This is a genomic window from Pantoea sp. AG702 (assembly GCF_003182295.1).
Classification (GTDB): domain Bacteria; phylum Pseudomonadota; class Gammaproteobacteria; order Enterobacterales; family Enterobacteriaceae; genus Pantoea; species Pantoea ananatis.
Window position 1 is genome coordinate 474,334 of record NZ_QGTU01000001.1, and the last position, 16,866, is coordinate 491,199.

Annotated in this window: 18 protein-coding genes; 17 read left to right on the forward strand and 1 reads right to left on the reverse strand. The window is 54.9% G+C overall.

What is annotated here, in order from left to right; all coding sequences use genetic code 11:
* Window positions 1–21: 21 nt before the first annotated feature.
* The 12 genes from plsX (at window position 22) to ptsG (ending at window position 11,528) form a co-directional block, all read left to right on the forward strand.
* Window positions 22–1,062, forward strand: coding sequence for a phosphate acyltransferase PlsX (plsX, locus tag DFO57_RS02260; RefSeq protein WP_089517448.1), 1,041 nt, complete (start codon window positions 22–24; stop codon window positions 1,060–1,062).
* Complete coding sequence (locus tag DFO57_RS02265) at window positions 1,063–2,016, forward strand: beta-ketoacyl-ACP synthase III (protein WP_013025364.1); 954 nt, start codon at window positions 1,063–1,065, stop codon at window positions 2,014–2,016. It abuts the gene before it with no gap.
* A gap of 16 nt (window positions 2,017–2,032) precedes the next feature.
* Complete coding sequence (gene fabD / locus DFO57_RS02270) at window positions 2,033–2,965, forward strand: ACP S-malonyltransferase (RefSeq protein ID WP_105079221.1); 933 nt, start codon at window positions 2,033–2,035, stop codon at window positions 2,963–2,965.
* A gap of 10 nt (window positions 2,966–2,975) precedes the next feature.
* The gene (gene fabG / locus DFO57_RS02275; protein WP_014593428.1) at window positions 2,976–3,710 is read left to right on the forward strand and encodes a 3-oxoacyl-ACP reductase FabG; all 735 of its coding nucleotides are present in this window, start codon (window positions 2,976–2,978) and stop codon (window positions 3,708–3,710) included.
* Window positions 3,711–3,863: 153 nt separating this feature from the next.
* On the forward strand, window positions 3,864–4,100 hold the full coding sequence (gene acpP, locus DFO57_RS02280; RefSeq protein WP_003849865.1) for an acyl carrier protein: 237 nt from the start codon (window positions 3,864–3,866) through the stop codon (window positions 4,098–4,100).
* Between the two features lie 85 nt (window positions 4,101–4,185).
* Window positions 4,186–5,427: a beta-ketoacyl-ACP synthase II gene (fabF, locus tag DFO57_RS02285; RefSeq protein WP_013025368.1), complete on the forward strand. Its 1,242-nt coding sequence runs from the start codon at window positions 4,186–4,188 to the stop codon at window positions 5,425–5,427.
* Between the two features lie 122 nt (window positions 5,428–5,549).
* Entirely contained in the window at window positions 5,550–6,365 is an 816-nt protein-coding gene (gene pabC, locus DFO57_RS02290) for an aminodeoxychorismate lyase (RefSeq protein WP_199226568.1), read from the forward strand.
* The gene (yceG, locus tag DFO57_RS02295) at window positions 6,362–7,381 is read left to right on the forward strand and encodes a cell division protein YceG (protein WP_014593430.1); all 1,020 of its coding nucleotides are present in this window, start codon (window positions 6,362–6,364) and stop codon (window positions 7,379–7,381) included. Before pabC ends, yceG begins: the two co-directional genes overlap by 4 nt.
* Window positions 7,371–8,006, forward strand: a complete 636-nt coding sequence (tmk, locus tag DFO57_RS02300) for a dTMP kinase (RefSeq protein ID WP_014593431.1) — start codon at window positions 7,371–7,373, stop codon at window positions 8,004–8,006. Before yceG ends, tmk begins: the two co-directional genes overlap by 11 nt.
* Complete coding sequence (gene holB, locus DFO57_RS02305) at window positions 8,003–8,992, forward strand: DNA polymerase III subunit delta' (protein WP_013025372.1); 990 nt, start codon at window positions 8,003–8,005, stop codon at window positions 8,990–8,992. Before tmk ends, holB begins: the two co-directional genes overlap by 4 nt.
* A gap of 15 nt (window positions 8,993–9,007) precedes the next feature.
* Window positions 9,008–9,799: a metal-dependent hydrolase gene (locus DFO57_RS02310; protein ID WP_026020996.1), complete on the forward strand. Its 792-nt coding sequence runs from the start codon at window positions 9,008–9,010 to the stop codon at window positions 9,797–9,799.
* A gap of 289 nt (window positions 9,800–10,088) precedes the next feature.
* Entirely contained in the window at window positions 10,089–11,528 is a 1,440-nt protein-coding gene (gene ptsG / locus DFO57_RS02315; protein ID WP_015700554.1) for a PTS glucose transporter subunit IIBC, read from the forward strand.
* 103 nt (window positions 11,529–11,631) lie between these two features.
* Here ptsG and DFO57_RS02320 read toward each other — a convergent pair whose 3' ends face one another.
* Entirely contained in the window at window positions 11,632–13,206 is a 1,575-nt protein-coding gene (locus tag DFO57_RS02320; protein ID WP_019105705.1) for a methyl-accepting chemotaxis protein, read from the reverse strand.
* Window positions 13,207–13,616: 410 nt separating this feature from the next.
* On the opposite strand from DFO57_RS02320, the gene hinT reads away from it, so the two are divergent.
* From hinT to nagZ, 5 genes are read left to right on the forward strand one after another with little or no spacing between them, the layout of a single operon-like run.
* The gene (gene hinT, locus DFO57_RS02325; RefSeq protein ID WP_013025376.1) at window positions 13,617–13,967 is read left to right on the forward strand and encodes a purine nucleoside phosphoramidase; all 351 of its coding nucleotides are present in this window, start codon (window positions 13,617–13,619) and stop codon (window positions 13,965–13,967) included.
* Window positions 13,968–13,987: 20 nt separating this feature from the next.
* Window positions 13,988–14,359 carry a YcfL family protein gene (locus DFO57_RS02330; protein WP_013025377.1) on the forward strand — a complete coding sequence of 124 codons (372 nt, stop codon included), beginning with the start codon at window positions 13,988–13,990 and terminating at the stop codon, window positions 14,357–14,359.
* A gap of 10 nt (window positions 14,360–14,369) precedes the next feature.
* Window positions 14,370–14,966 (forward strand): penicillin-binding protein activator LpoB, encoded by a 597-nt coding sequence (gene lpoB, locus DFO57_RS02335; RefSeq protein WP_013025378.1) that lies wholly within the window; start codon window positions 14,370–14,372, stop codon window positions 14,964–14,966.
* Window positions 14,926–15,762: a thiamine kinase gene (gene thiK, locus DFO57_RS02340; RefSeq protein ID WP_028715012.1), complete on the forward strand. Its 837-nt coding sequence runs from the start codon at window positions 14,926–14,928 to the stop codon at window positions 15,760–15,762. Before lpoB ends, thiK begins: the two co-directional genes overlap by 41 nt.
* Window positions 15,763–15,793: 31 nt before the next feature.
* Window positions 15,794–16,834 (forward strand): beta-N-acetylhexosaminidase, encoded by a 1,041-nt coding sequence (gene nagZ, locus DFO57_RS02345; protein ID WP_014593437.1) that lies wholly within the window; start codon window positions 15,794–15,796, stop codon window positions 16,832–16,834.
* Window positions 16,835–16,866: the final 32 nt, after the last annotated feature.

A 16,866-nucleotide genomic window follows, 5' to 3' on the forward strand; every position in this document is an offset into this window, starting at 1 on the left:
TTTGCTTAGCAAGGCGATACCTTGGCACGTTTGACCCTGGCTATCGATGCCATGGGCGGGGACTTCGGTCCCTGCGTGACGGTGCCTGCAGCATTGCAGGCACTGGCCTCTCATACGGAAATTATCCTTCTTCTTGTCGGAGATCCCGACATTCTCACGCCATTGCTTGCCAAAGCGGATTCCTCCTTGCTGGAGCGACTGCAGGTTGTGCCTGCCGAATCAGTTATTGCAAGTGATGCGCGACCCGCACAAGCCATCCGTAACAGCCGCGGCAGTTCTATGCGAGTGGCGTTAGAGTTGGTTAAAGAAGGGCGGGCTCAGGCCTGCGTCAGCAGCGGCAACACGGGCGCGCTGATGGGGCTGGCGACATTATTACTGAAGCCGCTGGACGGGATTAAACGTCCGGCGCTTATGACCGTTTTACCCCATCAGCAGAAGGGAAAAACGGTCATTTTAGATTTAGGTGCCAATGTCGACTCAGACAGTGCGATGCTGGTGCAGTTTGCGGTAATGGGCTCAGTGATGGCGGAAGAAGTGTTGGGGATTGCGAATCCCCGTGTGGCACTTCTCAATATTGGTCATGAAGAGCATAAAGGGCTTGAAAGCATCCGCGATGCGGCGTTAAGTCTCAAGGCATTGCCGCAGATTAACTACATTGGTTACCTTGAAGGTAATGATTTACTGACTGGCAAAACGGATGTGCTGGTCTGTGATGGTTTCGCAGGAAACATCACTCTGAAGACAATGGAAGGCGTAGTAAGAATGTTTCTTTCTCTGTTCAAGTCATCAGAGGAAGGTAAGAAGCGGTCGTGGTGGCTGACGTTGCTGGGGCGCTGGATGAAAAAGCGTTTGGTCAGGCGCTTCGGGCATCTCAACCCCGACCAGTATAATGGCGCTTGTCTGTTAGGATTACGCGGGACAGTGATAAAGAGCCATGGTGCAGCAAATCAACATGCTTTTGCCGTGGCGATCAATCAGGCCGAGCAGACGGTGAGGCGGCAGGTGCCTGAACGCATTGCCGCCCGTCTGGACGCTGTATTAGCCAGGAGTGACAAAGCCTAGATGTTTACCAAAATTATCGGTACGGGCAGTTATTTGCCCAGCCAGATCCGCACCAATGCCGATCTGGAAAAAATGGTGGAGACTTCGGACGAGTGGATTGTTACCCGTACCGGCATTCGTGAGCGCCGTATTGCTGCGCCGGATGAGACTGTCGCAAGTATGGGACATCAGGCTGCACAACGTGCACTGGAAATGGCAGGCGTTGACGCCAATGATATCGGTCTGATCATCGTTGCGACCACCTCGTCCAGTCACGCCTTTCCAAGCTCTGCCTGCCTGATTCAGCAGATGCTTGACATCAAAGACTGTGCGGCGTTTGACCTCGCAGCAGCCTGTGCCGGCTTTACCTATGCGTTAAGCGTGGCCGATCAATATATTAAAAACGGTGCCGTTAAACATGCGTTAGTCATCGGTGCCGATGTCCTCGCGCGTACGCTCAATCCAGACGATCGTGGGACGATCATCCTGTTTGGTGATGGTGCCGGCGCTGTTGTGCTGGGCCAGAGCGAAGAGCAGGGGATCATTTCAACCCACCTGCACGCTGACGGTCGCTATGCGAAACTGTTGACGCTGCCGTATCAGGATCGCGAAAATCAGGATCAGCCCGCTTATTTGACAATGGCAGGCAATGAAGTCTTCAAAGTGGCGGTCACCGAGTTAGCCCACATTGTGGACGAAACCTTGCAGGCAAATAACATTGCGCGTGAAGAGCTGGACTGGCTGGTGCCGCATCAGGCTAACCTGCGTATTATCAGCGCCACGGCGAAAAAACTGGGTATGACCATGGAGAAAGTGGTCGTGACGCTGGATCGCCATGGAAATACCTCTGCCGCATCCGTGCCAAGTGCGCTGGATGAGGCGGTGCGCGATGGCCGCATCAAACCCGGACAACTTATTTTGCTGGAAGCCTTTGGTGGTGGATTCACCTGGGGTTCTGCGCTGGTTCGCTTTTGATTGACAGGAATTGAAAATGACGCAATTTGCTTTTGTTTTCCCAGGTCAGGGTTCACAGACTGTGGGCATGTTAGCGGATCTGGCCGCTGCTTATCCGGCGGTTGAAGCGACGTTTCGTGAAGCTTCTGATGTTCTCGGTTACGATCTGTGGCAGTTAGTCAGCCAGGGGCCGGCTGAAGAGCTGAATAAAACCTGGCAGACGCAGCCTGCTTTGCTGGCTGCCTCGGTAGCCATCTATCGTGTCTGGCAGCAGCAGGGCGGTCAACTACCCGCCCTGATGGCAGGTCACAGCCTGGGAGAATACTCCGCGCTGGTCTGCGCAGGTGTGCTGAATTTTGCGGACGCGATCAAGCTGGTTGAACTGCGCGGTAAGCTGATGCAGGAAGCCGTGCCTGAGGGCACGGGTGCGATGCAGGCAATTATCGGCCTTGATGACGCTGCGATTGCTAAAGCCTGTGAAGAAAGTGCGCAGGGCCAAGTGGTTTCACCGGTTAACTTCAACTCGCCAGGCCAGGTGGTTATCGCTGGCAATAAAGAGGCGGTTGAACGTGCAGGTGCAGCCTGCAAAGCGGCAGGCGCAAAACGTGCGCTACCGCTGCCGGTAAGCGTCCCTTCACACTGCGCGCTGATGAAACCGGCTGCCGATAAGCTGGCATTAACACTGGAAAACATCACGTTCAATGCGCCAGCTGTGCCGGTCATTAACAACGTGGATGTCAAAGCCGAAACGGACGCCGACGCGATTCGACATGCGCTGATTCGTCAGCTTTACAGCCCGGTCCGCTGGACCGAGAGCGTTGAGGCTATGGCCGCGCAGGGCGTCACGCAACTTATTGAAATGGGACCGGGTAAAGTCCTTACCGGTCTGACAAAACGCATTGTAGACGGCCTGTCCGCAGCAGCGGTGAACGATACTGCGTCATTGACTGCGGCGCTTGCACAGGAATAAGAGGAAAATCATGAGCTTTGAAGGTAAAGTAGCGCTGGTAACTGGCGCAAGCCGCGGCATCGGCCGTGCGATTGCAGAAACCCTGGCCGCACGCGGTGCGAAAGTGGTAGGTACTGCAACCAGCCAAAGTGGCGCCGATGCTATCAGTGATTACCTTGGCGATAAAGGACAAGGTCTGCTGTTAAACGTGACGGATGCCGCTTCTGTAAACAGCGTTTTAGAGAAAATTCGCGCTGAATTTGGCGAAGTGGACATTTTAGTCAATAATGCAGGCATTACGCGTGATAATCTACTGATGCGTATGAAGGACGATGAGTGGCAGGATATCCTGGATACCAACCTCACATCGGTTTTCCGTCTTTCGAAGGCGGTGATGCGTGCCATGATGAAAAAGCGCATGGGTCGTATCATCACCATCGGTTCTGTTGTTGGAACCATGGGCAATGCGGGTCAGGCAAACTACGCTGCAGCAAAAGCAGGTTTGATTGGCTTTAGCAAATCACTGGCGCGCGAAATCGCGTCACGTGGCATTACCGTCAACGTCGTGGCTCCGGGCTTCATAGAGACTGACATGACGCGGGCACTGAACGAAGATCAACGTTCCGGTATTCTGGCGGAGGTCCCAGCGGGTCGTTTAGGCGAAGCGCAGGAAATTGCTAATGCCGTTGCATTCTTAGCCTCTGACGAAGCAGCCTACATCACGGGTGAGACGCTGCACGTCAATGGCGGCATGTATATGGTCTGATAATCACGAAATCATTTGCATTATTTGCGGATAAAACCGCACAATAGCGTAAAATCGTGGTTCGACCAGCCGGGATTTTGTTGCATCTTTTTCAACATTTTATACACTACGAAAACCATCGCGAAAGCGAGTTTTGATAGGAAATTAAATAGTATGAGCGATATCGAACAACGCGTTAAGAAAATCATCAGTGAGCAGCTGGGTGTGAAAGAGGAAGAAGTGACCAACTCTGCATCTTTCGTAGAAGACCTGGGTGCCGATTCTCTTGATACCGTTGAGCTGGTAATGGCTCTGGAAGAAGAGTTTGATACTGAAATTCCAGACGAAGAAGCTGAGAAAATCACTACCGTTCAGGCAGCGATCGACTATATCAATAGCCATAAAGGCTAATGAATATCTTCAGGCGGTCATATGACCGCCTGAGTTTTATGTTTGCCCCACAATAGTCATTTTTATCCCTCCCTGGAGGACGAACGTGTCTAAGCGTCGTGTAGTTGTGACTGGTCTTGGCATGTTGTCTCCTGTCGGCAATACCGTAGAGTCTACCTGGAGTGCTCTCCTTGCCGGTCAGAGCGGCATTAACCTGATCGACCATTTTGATACCAGCGCCTATGCAACACGTTTTGCAGGTCTGGTAAGAGATTTTAATTGCGATGACTTTATCTCTCGTAAAGATCAACGCAAGATGGATGACTTCATTCAGTACGGCATCGTGGCAGGCATTCAGGCCATGCAGGACAGCGGTCTGGTTGTGACCGACGAAAATGCAGGCCGGGTTGGCGCAGCAATTGGTTCGGGCATCGGGGGCTTGGGTCTTATTGAAGACAACCATACCTCTCTGGTGAACGGTGGCCCGCGTAAAATTAGCCCATTCTTTGTGCCTTCCACAATCGTCAATATGGTGGCGGGGCATCTCACCATCATGTATGGCCTGAAAGGCCCCAGCATCTCCATTGCGACCGCCTGTACGTCTGGCGTGCACAATATCGGTCATGCTGCACGTATCATCGCCTATAACGATGCCGACGTGATGCTGGCGGGCGGTGCGGAAAAAGCCAGTACGCCACTTGGCGTTGGCGGATTCGGCGCGGCACGTGCGCTGTCGACGCGTAACGAAAACCCCCAGGCGGCAAGCCGTCCATGGGATAAAGACCGAGATGGATTTGTACTGGGCGACGGCGCTGGCATTATCGTACTGGAAGAGTATGAGCATGCTAAGAAACGTGGCGCAAAAATCTATGCGGAAATTGTGGGCTTTGGGATGAGCAGCGATGCTTATCACATGACCTCACCGCCGGAAGACGGTTCAGGTGCAGCCGCTGCGATGATCAACGCGCTGCGTGATGCGCAGATGACGCCAGATAAGATTGGTTACGTCAATGCACACGGTACCTCAACCCCAGCCGGCGATAAAGCGGAAGCCCAGGCGGTGAAATCCGTTTTTGGTGCAGCAGCCAGTACGGTAATGGTCAGCTCCACCAAATCCATGACCGGCCATCTGTTGGGTGCGGCGGGCGCGGTTGAATCGATCTATTCGATTCTGGCCCTGCGCGACCAGGCGATTCCACCGACGCTGAACCTGGATAATCCTGATGAAGGTTGCGATCTTGATTTCGTTCCGCACACCGCTCGTCAGGTTTCGGGGCTGGAATACACGCTGTGTAACTCCTTCGGCTTCGGCGGTACCAACGGCTCGCTGATTTTCCGTAAAATCTAAACATTCCGTTTATGATTGCTGTAAAGGCCCGCAATGCGGGCCTTTTTTCTATCCAGCGGCGCGAAGAAACCGATAAAATCATGGCCATCGTCGAGCAACGTTCTGATACCGGAGAAACGGCAATGTGGATAAACGGCACTGAGCAATCCCAGCTGGCGGCCACCGATCGTGCCGTAGAGTTTGGCGATGGCTGCTTTACGACCGCCGCGATCGGCAACGGCAAAATCCTGCTGTTAGACAGGCACATGCAGCGATTGCAGCAAAGCTGTGAACGGCTGTGGCTGAATGGCGTTGACTGGCCCGCGCTGGCGCAGGAGATGCAACACGCGGCCAGCGGACATAACAGGGCAGTGCTTAAAGTCATCATCAGCGCGGGCAGCGGCGGGCGGGGCTACAGCCGCAGCGGTTGTAGCGGCCCCACACGAATCGTTTCGGTATCCCCCTGGCCTGCGCATTATGCGGCGCTACAGCAAACCGGCGTCAGGCTGGCCGTGAGCCCGGTCCGCCTGGCGCGCCAGCCTCAGTTTGCCGGCCTTAAGCACCTGAACCGGCTGGAACAGGTGATGATTCGTGCCCACCTTGAGCAGACCGACGCCGATGAGGCGCTGGTGCTTGACACTGACGGTTGGGTGGTGGAATGCTGTGCGGCCAATTTATTCTGGCGAAGCGGCGGCACGGTTTTTACCCCGGCGCTGGATCAGGCGGGCGTTGACGGCATTATGCGGCGCAGTCTGATAGCGGAAATGCGCGCCGCAGGTCAGATTTGTCAGGTGGTTCAGGCGGGACTGGCGCAACTCCAGGCAGCCGATGAGATTGTGGTATGCAACGCGCTGATGCCCGTATTACCCGTTCGACAACTTGATGCGCTGGCGTTTGAACAGCGCACCCTGTTTAACCAGCTACAGGTGAGCTGTAGAAAGATAATGGAAGCATCATGAGCCGAATCAAAAAAATAGGGGTGAGCGTTGTGGTCATCCTGCTCATCGCGGCAGCCGTGAGTTACTGGCAGGTTAAACAACTTGCAGCAACCCGGTTGACCCTTTCCCAGGAAACGATCTACACGCTGCCAGCAGGAACCGGTCGCGTTGCACTGGAAGCGCAGTTGGAAAGTCAAAAGATTATCCCTCACAGCATCTGGTTTGGCGCATTGCTTAAACTGGAGCCTGAGCTGGCCAAATTCAAAGCCGGAACCTATCGCCTTGAACCGACAATGACGGTCCGCAGTTTGCTGGAATTGCTCGCCAGCGGCAAAGAGGCGCAATTCCCGCTGCGGTTTGTGGAAGGACAACGCCTGCAAGAGTGGCTTAGCGAATTACGTAAAGCGCCCTACGTGAAACATACGCTGCCGGATGACAGCTATGCGACCGTCGCCAGCACGCTGAAGCTGGACGAAAAGGCGCTGGAAGGCAGTTTCTTTCCGGATACTTATCTGTATACCGCAAACACCACCGATGTCGCCTTGCTGGAACGCGCGCATCAGCGGATGAAAAAGACTATCGATGAAGTCTGGCAGGGCAGGATGGATAACCTGCCCTATAAAGATGCGCAGGAAATGGTCACGATGGCGTCGATCATCGAAAAAGAAACCGGTGTGAGTGAAGAGCGGGCTAAGGTGGCTTCCGTGTTTATTAATCGCCTGCGCGTGGGGATGCGTCTGCAAACCGATCCTACCGTGATCTACGGCATGGGTAACGCCTATACTGGCACGCTGACGCGTAAAGATCTGGAAACGCCGTCGCCGTATAATACCTATATCATTAGCGGCCTGCCGCCGGGGCCAATTGCGATGCCGAGCAAAGCCTCACTGATTGCGGCCGCGCATCCGGAAAAAACCAACTATCTCTACTTCGTGGCGGATGGCAAAGGTGGACATACCTTCACCACCAATCTAGCGAGCCACAACAAGGCCGTGCAGGCTTACCGGCTGGTGTTAAAGGAAAAAAATGGACAGTAAGTTTATTGTTATTGAAGGCCTGGAAGGCGCAGGAAAAACCACGGCGCGCGATGCGGTCGTTGCAACACTGCGGGCCAGTGGAATCGACGATATTGTCTTTACCCGCGAACCCGGCGGCACACCGCTGGCTGAGCAGCTCCGCGTGCTGGTCAAGCAGGGCATTGAGGGCGAGCAGGTAACCGATAAAGCGGAACTGTTAATGCTGTATGCCGCGCGCGTCCAACTGGTGGAAACAGTGATCAAGCCTGCGCTGGCGCGGGGGGCCTGGGTGATAGGCGATCGTCACGATCTCTCCTCCCAGGCATATCAGGGCGGCGGTCGCGGGCTGGACGCCGAACTGATGCGCACCTTACGGGATACGGTACTGGGCGACTTTCGTCCTGACCTGACGCTGTACCTCGATGTTACGCCTGAAACCGGGTTACAGCGTGCCCGCGCCCGCGGAGAATTAGACCGCATTGAGCAGGAGTCGCTGCGCTTTTTTGAACGCACGCGTGAGCGCTATCTGGCGCTGGCTGCCGCCGATGACAGTATCCTGACGATAGATGCCACTCAGCCGCTTGAGCAGGTTACAAGCGCGCTGCACGCCACCCTGACGGCCTGGCTGGCGGAACAGCGCGCATGAACTGGTATCCCTGGCTCAATCAACCTTACCGCCAGGTGATTGGTCAGCATCAGGATGGCCGTGCCCATCATGCGTTGTTGATCACCTCTCTTGACGGCATGGGCGATGATGCGCTGGTGTGGGGGATCAGCCGCTGGCTGATGTGCCTGCAACGCGACGGATTAAAAAGCTGTGGTCACTGCCATGGCTGCCAGCTGATGCAGGCAAATACGCACCCTGACTGGTACCGGCTTGAAGCTGAAAAAGGCAAAACGACGCTGGGTATTGATGCCGTGCGTCAGGTCACGGAAAAAATGTATCACTATGCGCAGCAGGGCGGTGCCAAGGTGGTCTGGCTGCCAGATGCGGCTCAGCTCAGCGAGGCGGCGGCTAACGCCTTACTGAAAACGCTGGAAGAGCCGCCAGCCAACAGTTGGTTCTTTTTAAGCTGTCGCGAGCCCTCCCGCCTGCTGGCAACGCTGCGCAGTCGCTGCATGGTGCTGACGTTACCTCCACCAGATGAAAATCACAGTCTGGCCTGGCTGAGAAAGCAGGGGCAACATGATGAGGCCCCGCTACTGGCCGCGCTGCGGCTCAGTGCAGGTGCGCCCGGTGCGGCGCTGACGCTGTTGGATGATGGCCTGTGGCAGGCCCGGCAAAAACTGTGCGATTCCCTGCCGGGTGCGTTGCAACAGGACATCCTACAACTCCTGCCCGTGCTGAACGCAGATAACAGCGCGGCACGGATTGGCTGGCTATTATCATTCATACTGGATGCGATGAAATGGCAGCAGGGCGCAACCCAGTGGCTGACTAACGTCGATCGTCAGGACGTGGTCGCCATGCTGGCGCAGCACTTCTCGCAAACGGCGCTCAATAACAGCGCTCAAGACTGGATGCGCTGCCGTGAATCGTTATTACAGGTTGCGGCAGTGAATCGTGAACTCCTCCTGACTGACAGATTACTGAGTTGGGCAGATAACCTGAAGCCCAGGTTACCCGGCTAAATGACTGAGAAAAATATGTTTATTGTTGATTCCCATTGCCATCTTGATGGCCTGGATTATGAGAAAAATCATCACGATCTTGATGATGTGATTGCCAAAGCGGCGGCGCGCGACGTCCGGTTCATGCTGGCTATCGCCACGACCTTACCCGGCTTTAGTACGCTGAAAGCGCTGGTGGGCGATCGTGAAAATATTGCGCTCTCCTGTGGCGTGCATCCGCTGAATCAGGAGGCGCCGTATGATGTTGAGTTATTCCGCCGCCTGGCCGCCGATCCTCAGGTGATCGCGCTGGGCGAGACCGGGCTGGATTACTACTATCAGCAGGAAACCAAAGCTCAGCAGCAGGACTCTTTTCGTGAACATATCCGTAGCGGAATTGCGCTGAATAAGCCGATTATCGTGCATACGCGTGATGCACGTGAAGACACGCTGGCCATTCTCAAGGAAGAGCAGGTTGAACGCTGTGGCGGCGTACTGCACTGCTTTACAGAAGATCAGGCGACGGCAGCAAAACTGCTGGATATGGGGTTCTATATCTCATTCTCGGGCATCGTCACCTTCCGCAATGCAGAACAGATTCGTGACGCGGCGCGCTACGTCCCGCTGGATCGCATTCTGGTCGAAACCGACTCCCCTTATCTGGCGCCTGTTCCTTACCGGGGCAAAGAGAACCAGCCTGCTTACACGCGTGACGTTGCCGATTATCTTGCGGTGCTGAAAGGCGTAGATATTGAGACGCTGGCCGCCGCCACCACAAAAAACTTTTCTACGCTGTTTCATGTGCCGATGAGCCGTCTTGGTGCCTGATTCAGAGTTATTTCAGACGTTGTAATAAATACGAGATTATGTTCGTTGACCCTGTTGTGATTCGACAGGGTCAACTTTTATTGGCTGAAAAATCAGCAAAAAAACCGCCGTTGTGGCCGGCTGCTGGCGTGTGATTGACGAAACGTGATAGCCGTCAAAGTAACGAAGGGTAATTTATTTTACCCTTCGTAATAAATCAAAAAGGCGGATAACGCCAACCGGTAAAGAACCTCCCTCTTTACCACGCGCACTGCGCGAAAAACGCACTCATACTCAGGAGTTTCACGCTATGTTCAAAAATGCTTTTGCCAACTTACAAAAGGTTGGTAAATCGCTCATGCTGCCGGTATCGGTTCTTCCGATTGCCGGTATTTTATTAGGTGTTGGTTCAGCGAACTTTAGCTGGTTACCTGCGGTGGTATCGCATGTAATGGCGGAAGCGGGTGGATCGGTCTTTGCCAATATGCCGCTGATTTTTGCCATTGGCGTGGCACTCGGCTTTACCAATAACGACGGTGTTTCCGCACTGGCAGCGGTCGTGGCTTACGGCATCATGGTGAAAACCATGGCGGTGGTCGCTCCTTTAGTCCTGCATCTGCCAGCAGCGGAAATTGAGGCAAAACACCTTGCCGATACCGGGGTGCTGGGCGGTATTATTGCCGGCTCCATCGCCGCGTATATGTTTAACCGCTTCTATCGCATTAAGCTGCCCGAATATCTGGGCTTCTTTGCCGGTAAACGCTTTGTGCCGATTATCTCGGGCCTGGCGGCTATCGCGATGGGGCTGGTGCTGTCGTTTATCTGGCCACCGGTCGGTTCAGCGATTCAGGACTTCTCTCAGTGGGCGGCCTACCAAAACCCGGTGGTGGCGTTTGGTATCTACGGCGTCGTTGAACGTGCGCTGGTGCCATTTGGTCTGCACCACATCTGGAACGTTCCTTTCCAGATGCAGATTGGTGAGTACACCAATGCCGCAGGTCAGGTATTCCACGGCGATATCCCTCGCTACATGGCGGGTGACCCAACCGCAGGTAAACTTTCTGGCGGCTTCCTGTTCAAAATGTATGGCCTGCCTGCCGCGGCGATTGCCATCTGGCATTCGGCAAAACCTGAAAACCGTGCCAAAGTGGGCGGTATCATGATCTCTGCGGCGTTGACCTCGTTCCTGACCGGTATTACCGAGCCGATCGAGTTCTCGTTCATGTTTGTTGCGCCAATCCTGTATGTCATCCATGCCATTCTGGCCGGTCTGGCTTTCCCAATCTGTATCCTGCTGGGCATGCGTGACGGTACCAGTTTCTCCCATGGCCTGATCGACTTTATCGTCCTGAGTGGTAACAGCAGCAAAATCTGGTTGTTCCCGATTATCGGTATGATCTACGCCGCGGTTTACTACACTGTTTTCCGCGTCCTGATCGTGAAGCTGGATCTGAAAACCCCTGGGCGTGAAGACAGCACAAGCGAACAGTCTTCTTCCGCGACCGGCGGTGAAATGGCGGGAAAACTGGTGTCTGCATTTGGTGGCAAAGAAAACATCACTAACCTGGATGCCTGTATCACGCGTCTGCGCGTCAGCGTGGCCGATGTAAGCAAAGTGGATCAAACTGAACTGAAAAACCTGGGCGCACGTGGCGTCGTGGTGGCCGGTTCAGGCGTTCAGGCGATTTTCGGCACCAAATCCGATAACCTGAAAACAGATATGGATGACTACATCCGTAACAAGTCATAAGGTCTGATGCCGTTCTGGCACGGCGAAAACAGCGTTGAGTCTCGGCTCAACGCTGTTTTTTTTGCCCGAAGTTAAGTCTGACAGGGCATCGCGCTTTAGCCTGTCAGTTTGCTTCGCGAGTCAAAAATTTTGAGGTAGTCTGCAACAGTCGATCGGATAACCGTTGCAACTGTGCCGTTGCGGTCGCCGTTTCTTCTACCAGCGCCGCATTCTGCTGCGTGTCGGTATCCATTTGCGCCACGGCAATACCGATCTGTTTCACACCGGTGCTTTGCTCATGACTTCCCGTGCTGATCTCAGCCACCAGGTCGTTGACGCGATGAATCTCTTTAATGACCGCCTTCATGGTTTCGCCTGCCACGCTGACATTGGTCACGCCGGTTTCGACACGTGAATGACTTTCTGTAATCAGCGTTTTAATTTCCTGGGCTGCCACGGCGCTGCGCTGCGCCAGGTTTCTGACTTCGCCCGCGACCACAGCAAACCCCCGACCTTCATCCCCGGCACGTGCCGCTTCCACCGCCGCGTTAAGCGCCAGAATATTGGTTTGAAAAGCAATGCTGTCAATGACGCTGATGATTTCGCCGATTTTGCTACTGCTGTCCTGAATGGCGCGCATCGTCTGCTCAACGTCAGACACTGACTGACCGCCGCTGGCCACCTTCTGAAAGGCGTTGCTGACCACGTCGTTCGCGATCCTGGCGTTGTCTGCATTGCTTTGTACGGCTGAGGACAGCTGCTCCATCGAAGCACTGGTTTCTTCCAGCGCTGAAGCCTGTGATTCCGTTCGTTGTGACAGATCGCGGGTACCCTGGGCGATTTCCGTCGAGGATTTGGCTACCTGTTCCGCCGCTTCCTGAACCTCACTGATCAGGTCGCGGATGTGCTGGCGCATCACGGATAACTGGTAAATCAGGCTGGAGGTATCCCCGGCTTTAATGGCGTTGTGCTCATAAAGATGACCGTCGGCGATCAGGCCCGCCACTCTGACGGCAACGTCAGGCTCGGCACCCAGCTGCTTCATAACGGAAAAAAATATCAGCGTGCCCAGTGCGCCGCCGGCGATAAAGGTCAGGCTAATTAACAGAATCAACATCAAGGAGGTTCGGTCAATATGGGAAACGTTGTCGTCAATGATCTGGCTGACGGACGCATTGTAGATCTTTACGGCTTCTAACAGGGGATCCCGGACCGCGACATGTAAACGATCTGTCGTCGTTGCGATTTCCTTTAGCGCTCCTGCCACATTGTTTTCGTTGGCAAGGGCGTAGACGCGTTGCATGGACGCCAGGTAGTCAGGCCAGGCCTGCAACACTTTCTGCGTGATAGCAACCAGCGCCGGATCCTGAGATTGCTTAAGAAAATCAATCGCATTTTGCACAGCTTGCTGAGACTTCTGGTTAAATTTAGAGGTGGTTTGGCGTGATTCAACGGGCGTGGCGGAGCTAACCGGAAAGACGTAAGCATAGGAACGGCGAAAATGCGTGGCCATCTCCCGGGCGGCAACGTTCATTATCTGCACAGGCTCCAGCCGGGAAGCGTAGAGCTGCTGTTCTGACGCAGCCAGCGACCGAAGTGAGTGAAGAGAGATCACAGCGATAACAACCATGGCGAGAAGGAAAAAAGCGATGAGAAAAATCAGGCGATGTGACAATTTGACACGTTGTAAAATGCTCATATTCAACATCCTGTTTAATCGTTGATGTAATCGTTTTCTTGACTGTCAGGCGTCGCGCATCACAGAAAGCAGGTTAACCCGACACGCTGTTGATAGTTTCGGCAGGTAGCATTGGTGGTTTATTGATCAATTGTTGCAACTTTTGTCCAAGTGTCTCCTGTAGAAACAAATGGAGCGGGGGTTCCCGTCGGACAGCCCTGCAAGCGCGCGTGTCAGGTCTGGCCGCAGGCAACATAAAGGGGGCGACGAGTGCAAAGGGGGCAGAGACAGGAGAGACGGTTTTTCGCATACGGGCGCTGTTAAATGCGTTAAACGCCGCCGGTCATAACAAGAAAAAGTCGCCTGAGGTTGAAAGAAAACGAATTTCTCCCGCATACTGAGGTATTACCTCAGGCTCAAGGAATTGCTTTATGGCTGAAGAAACTATTTTCAGTAAAATTCTCCGTCGGGAGATCCCCGCCGACGTGGTGTATCAGGACGAACTGGTAACGGCTTTTCGCGATATTTCACCCCAGGCGCCAACGCATATTTTGATTATCCCCAATATCCTGATCCCAACCGCCAATGACGTCGAGGCGGCGCACGAGCAGGCGCTGGGTCGGATGTTCACCGCCGCCGCAAAGATTGCGCGGGAAGAAGGCATTGACGAAGACGGCTATCGCCTGATTGTTAACTGCAATAAACATGGCGGTCAGGAAGTTTATCATATCCATATGCATCTGGTGGGCGGCAAGCCGCTTGGCCCGATGCTGTCACACTGATCCCTGAAGGGAACCTTGCTATGCGTTCATGGTTGATATGTCTGCCCGTGGCGTTGCTGAGCCTTACTGGTTGCAGCAGCGACAAACCGATGATTAATACATCGCAGTCACTGGTCATGGAGTCGTCTGTCCTCTCGGCGGGTATTATTACCGACGAGCCAACGCTGGATGACCATGACGGCCAGAAACGTGCCAGCAGCATACTTTACAATCAGCGTGAAACGCCGGTGGTTGTGCACTATCGTTACTACTGGTACGACGACAAAGGGCTTGAAATAACGCCGCGTGAACCGGCTCAGGTTGTCACGGTTCCCCCCAACGGAAGCGTCGCTGCGGTGTCGCAACTGGGTAATCTGACGGCCAGCAAGGTTCGTCTCTATATCTATCTCTGAGGACTGTTACGTGATTCGCAGTGTTAACCGTACTGGCGCGCTAATGATGGCGCTTATTCTTTCTGGCTGCGTGATGAAACAGCAGCAGCCAGCACCGGTCGAACCGACTCAGCCTGTGGAGCCGGTTCAGCCTGTTCCTCAGCCAGAGCAACCGATCCCCCAGCCTCAACCTGTTCCGCAACCGCCTAAGCTGGTGACGATTAACTGGGATGCCAGCGTGGAACCTTTGGTCGCACAAATGGTGCGCGCCGCCACGGTGACGCCGGGAAGCGTGTTGCTGGTCGATCGCATTAAAAACAGCACTAACGGCGCACTGCAGGGTGAAAAGGCGACCAGTGCTATTCAGAACGCGTTGAATAACAACGGTAAGTTCACTCTGGTGTCGTCAGAACAGCTGGCGCAGGCGAAACAAACACTTGGTCTTTCGCCAGACGACAGCCTGAACTCGCGCAGCAAGGCGATTGGCCTGGCGCGTAATCTCAACGCGCAGTACGTGCTCTACAGCACGGCCAAAGGCGATGTAAAATCACCGACCTTACAAATGCAGCTGATGCTGGTGCAGACGGGTGAAATTATCTGGTCTGGAAACGGTGTCGCCCAAAATTAATGCGGCGCTTCTGCAACTGATCAAGGCAACAACGGGCGGGCATCGGGTAACGGTAACACCGTTGGCAGGATTAACCGGGCAGAGCTGTCAGATCGTCACACAAAACGAACGGCTTCTCCTCCGCCCGGCGCCACAGTCAGCGATACCTTTCGTCAATCGCCAGCGCGAAGGGCGCGTGCTGCGTAAATTGCGGCTGAGCGGCCTGGTGCAGCGCCCGCTGGCGGGTAACCGGCACGGCATTATCCTGCCCTGGCAGGACGGTGAGGTGATGAGCGATGCCGGATTCCGTGCTGCACGGCCTCAGGTACTTGCGCTATTGCAACGGCTACACCAGCAGCCGCTCACCGGTTACCGTTTATCCCTTTTGCCCCTGCTGTGGCAGTACTGGCAGCGTTGCCAGCAGCGACAGCACCGCTGGTTGCAGCAGCTGCAACGACTAACCAGACAGGGCGAGCCGCGGCCGTTACGCCTTGCGCCGCTGCATATGGACGTGCATCCCGCTAATCTGATTCAGTCTGAACAGGGGCTGCACCTTATTGACTGGGAATATGCCGCAGACGGCGACGTGGCGCTTGAGCTGGCGGCCGTCTGTTTATCCGATCCCACTCAGCAAGAGCAGTGGCTAGGTGACTATGCCGCGCTCATGCAGATCCCGCTGACATCATTGCAACACCAGGTTTCGCGCTGGCAGCCCTGGCTGCATCTGTTAGTCGCCAGTTGGTATCAACTGCGCGCCGAACAGAGCGGCGATGCGCATTTACAACAGCTGGCTCAACAGAGCTGGCAGCAGATTTAACGGCTTTGTGCCGTGAAACAGGATTCAGGCTATGACAACAGGTTTCCCCGGCCCCTTGATGCTGGACGTCGAAGGTTTCGAACTGGATGCGGAAGAGCGTGAGATACTGCGCCATCCGCTGGTGGGTGGATTAATCCTTTTCGCCCGCAACTATCATGACCCCGCTCAACTGGCCGAGCTGGTGCGTCAGATTCGTGCCGCCTCGCCTACGCGCCTGGTGGTGGCGGTGGATCAGGAGGGCGGGCGAGTACAGCGTTTTCGTGATGGCTTTACGAATTTGCCCGCTATGCAGTCTTTTGCCGCGCTCAACGATATGACAACGGCAGGCGAGCTGGCACAGCAGGCTGGCTGGCAGATGGCGGCCGAAATGATCGCGCTGGATATCGATATCAGCTTTGCGCCGGTGCTGGATATCGGCCATATCAGTGCGGCCATTGGCGATCGCGCGTTCCATGAGGACCCTGCGATTGCCCTGGCGATGGCGCGGCGTTTTATTGCCGGCATGCATGAGGCCGGAATGAAAACCACCGGTAAGCATTTCCCCGGTCACGGCGCGGTCAGTGCAGATTCCCACAAAGAGACACCGCGTGATGGCCGCAGCGAAGCCGAACTGCGCGAGCATGATATGGCGATATTCCGCACGCTGATCGGCGAGCAGGCGCTCGACGCTATTATGCCCGCACACGTGATCTATACGGAAGCCGATCCGCTCCCCGCCAGCGGTTCGCCTTACTGGCTGAAAACGGTGTTACGCCAGGAGCTGGGTTTCAAGGGCGTGATTTTCTCGGACGATCTTTCAATGGAAGGCGCGGCGGTGATGGGCAGCTATGCCGAGCGTGCGCAACAGTCTCTGTCTGCCGGATGCGACATGATTCTGGTCTGTAACGACCGTCAGGGCGCGGTAAGCGTGATCGATAATTTGACCGTGATCGAGGCAGAGCCGGTGGTGCAGTTGTACCATCGGGGAACCTTTAGCCGGGACAGCCTGAAGGCCAGTCGCCGCTGGAAACAGAATGCGCAGCAGTTAAGCGCGCTGCAGGAACGCTGGCTGGCGCATAAAGCGACGTGGTAATCACGGGTTGCCCGGTGTGATGATCTTCAAGG

What these genes read in the sequence shown, in the direction of transcription:
- DFO57_RS02265 (WP_013025364.1), top strand. Translation starts at nt 1,063, where the DNA reads ATGTTTACCAAAATTATCGGTACGGGCAGTTATTTGCCCAGCCAGATC.
- fabD (WP_105079221.1), top strand. Translation starts at nt 2,033, where the DNA reads ATGACGCAATTTGCTTTTGTTTTCCCAGGTCAGGGTTCACAGACTGTG.
- fabG (WP_014593428.1), top strand. Translation starts at nt 2,976, where the DNA reads ATGAGCTTTGAAGGTAAAGTAGCGCTGGTAACTGGCGCAAGCCGCGGC.
- acpP (WP_003849865.1), top strand. Translation starts at nt 3,864, where the DNA reads ATGAGCGATATCGAACAACGCGTTAAGAAAATCATCAGTGAGCAGCTG.
- pabC (WP_199226568.1), top strand. Translation starts at nt 5,550, where the DNA reads ATGTGGATAAACGGCACTGAGCAATCCCAGCTGGCGGCCACCGATCGT.
- yceG (WP_014593430.1), top strand. Translation starts at nt 6,362, where the DNA reads ATGAGCCGAATCAAAAAAATAGGGGTGAGCGTTGTGGTCATCCTGCTC.
- tmk (WP_014593431.1), top strand. Translation starts at nt 7,371, where the DNA reads ATGGACAGTAAGTTTATTGTTATTGAAGGCCTGGAAGGCGCAGGAAAA.
- holB (WP_013025372.1), top strand. Translation starts at nt 8,003, where the DNA reads ATGAACTGGTATCCCTGGCTCAATCAACCTTACCGCCAGGTGATTGGT.
- DFO57_RS02310 (WP_026020996.1), top strand. Translation starts at nt 9,008, where the DNA reads ATGTTTATTGTTGATTCCCATTGCCATCTTGATGGCCTGGATTATGAG.
- ptsG (WP_015700554.1), top strand. Translation starts at nt 10,089, where the DNA reads ATGTTCAAAAATGCTTTTGCCAACTTACAAAAGGTTGGTAAATCGCTC.
- DFO57_RS02320 (WP_019105705.1), bottom strand. Translation starts at nt 13,206, where the DNA reads ATGAGCATTTTACAACGTGTCAAATTGTCACATCGCCTGATTTTTCTC.
- hinT (WP_013025376.1), top strand. Translation starts at nt 13,617, where the DNA reads ATGGCTGAAGAAACTATTTTCAGTAAAATTCTCCGTCGGGAGATCCCC.
- DFO57_RS02330 (WP_013025377.1), top strand. Translation starts at nt 13,988, where the DNA reads ATGCGTTCATGGTTGATATGTCTGCCCGTGGCGTTGCTGAGCCTTACT.
- nagZ (WP_014593437.1), top strand. Translation starts at nt 15,794, where the DNA reads ATGACAACAGGTTTCCCCGGCCCCTTGATGCTGGACGTCGAAGGTTTC.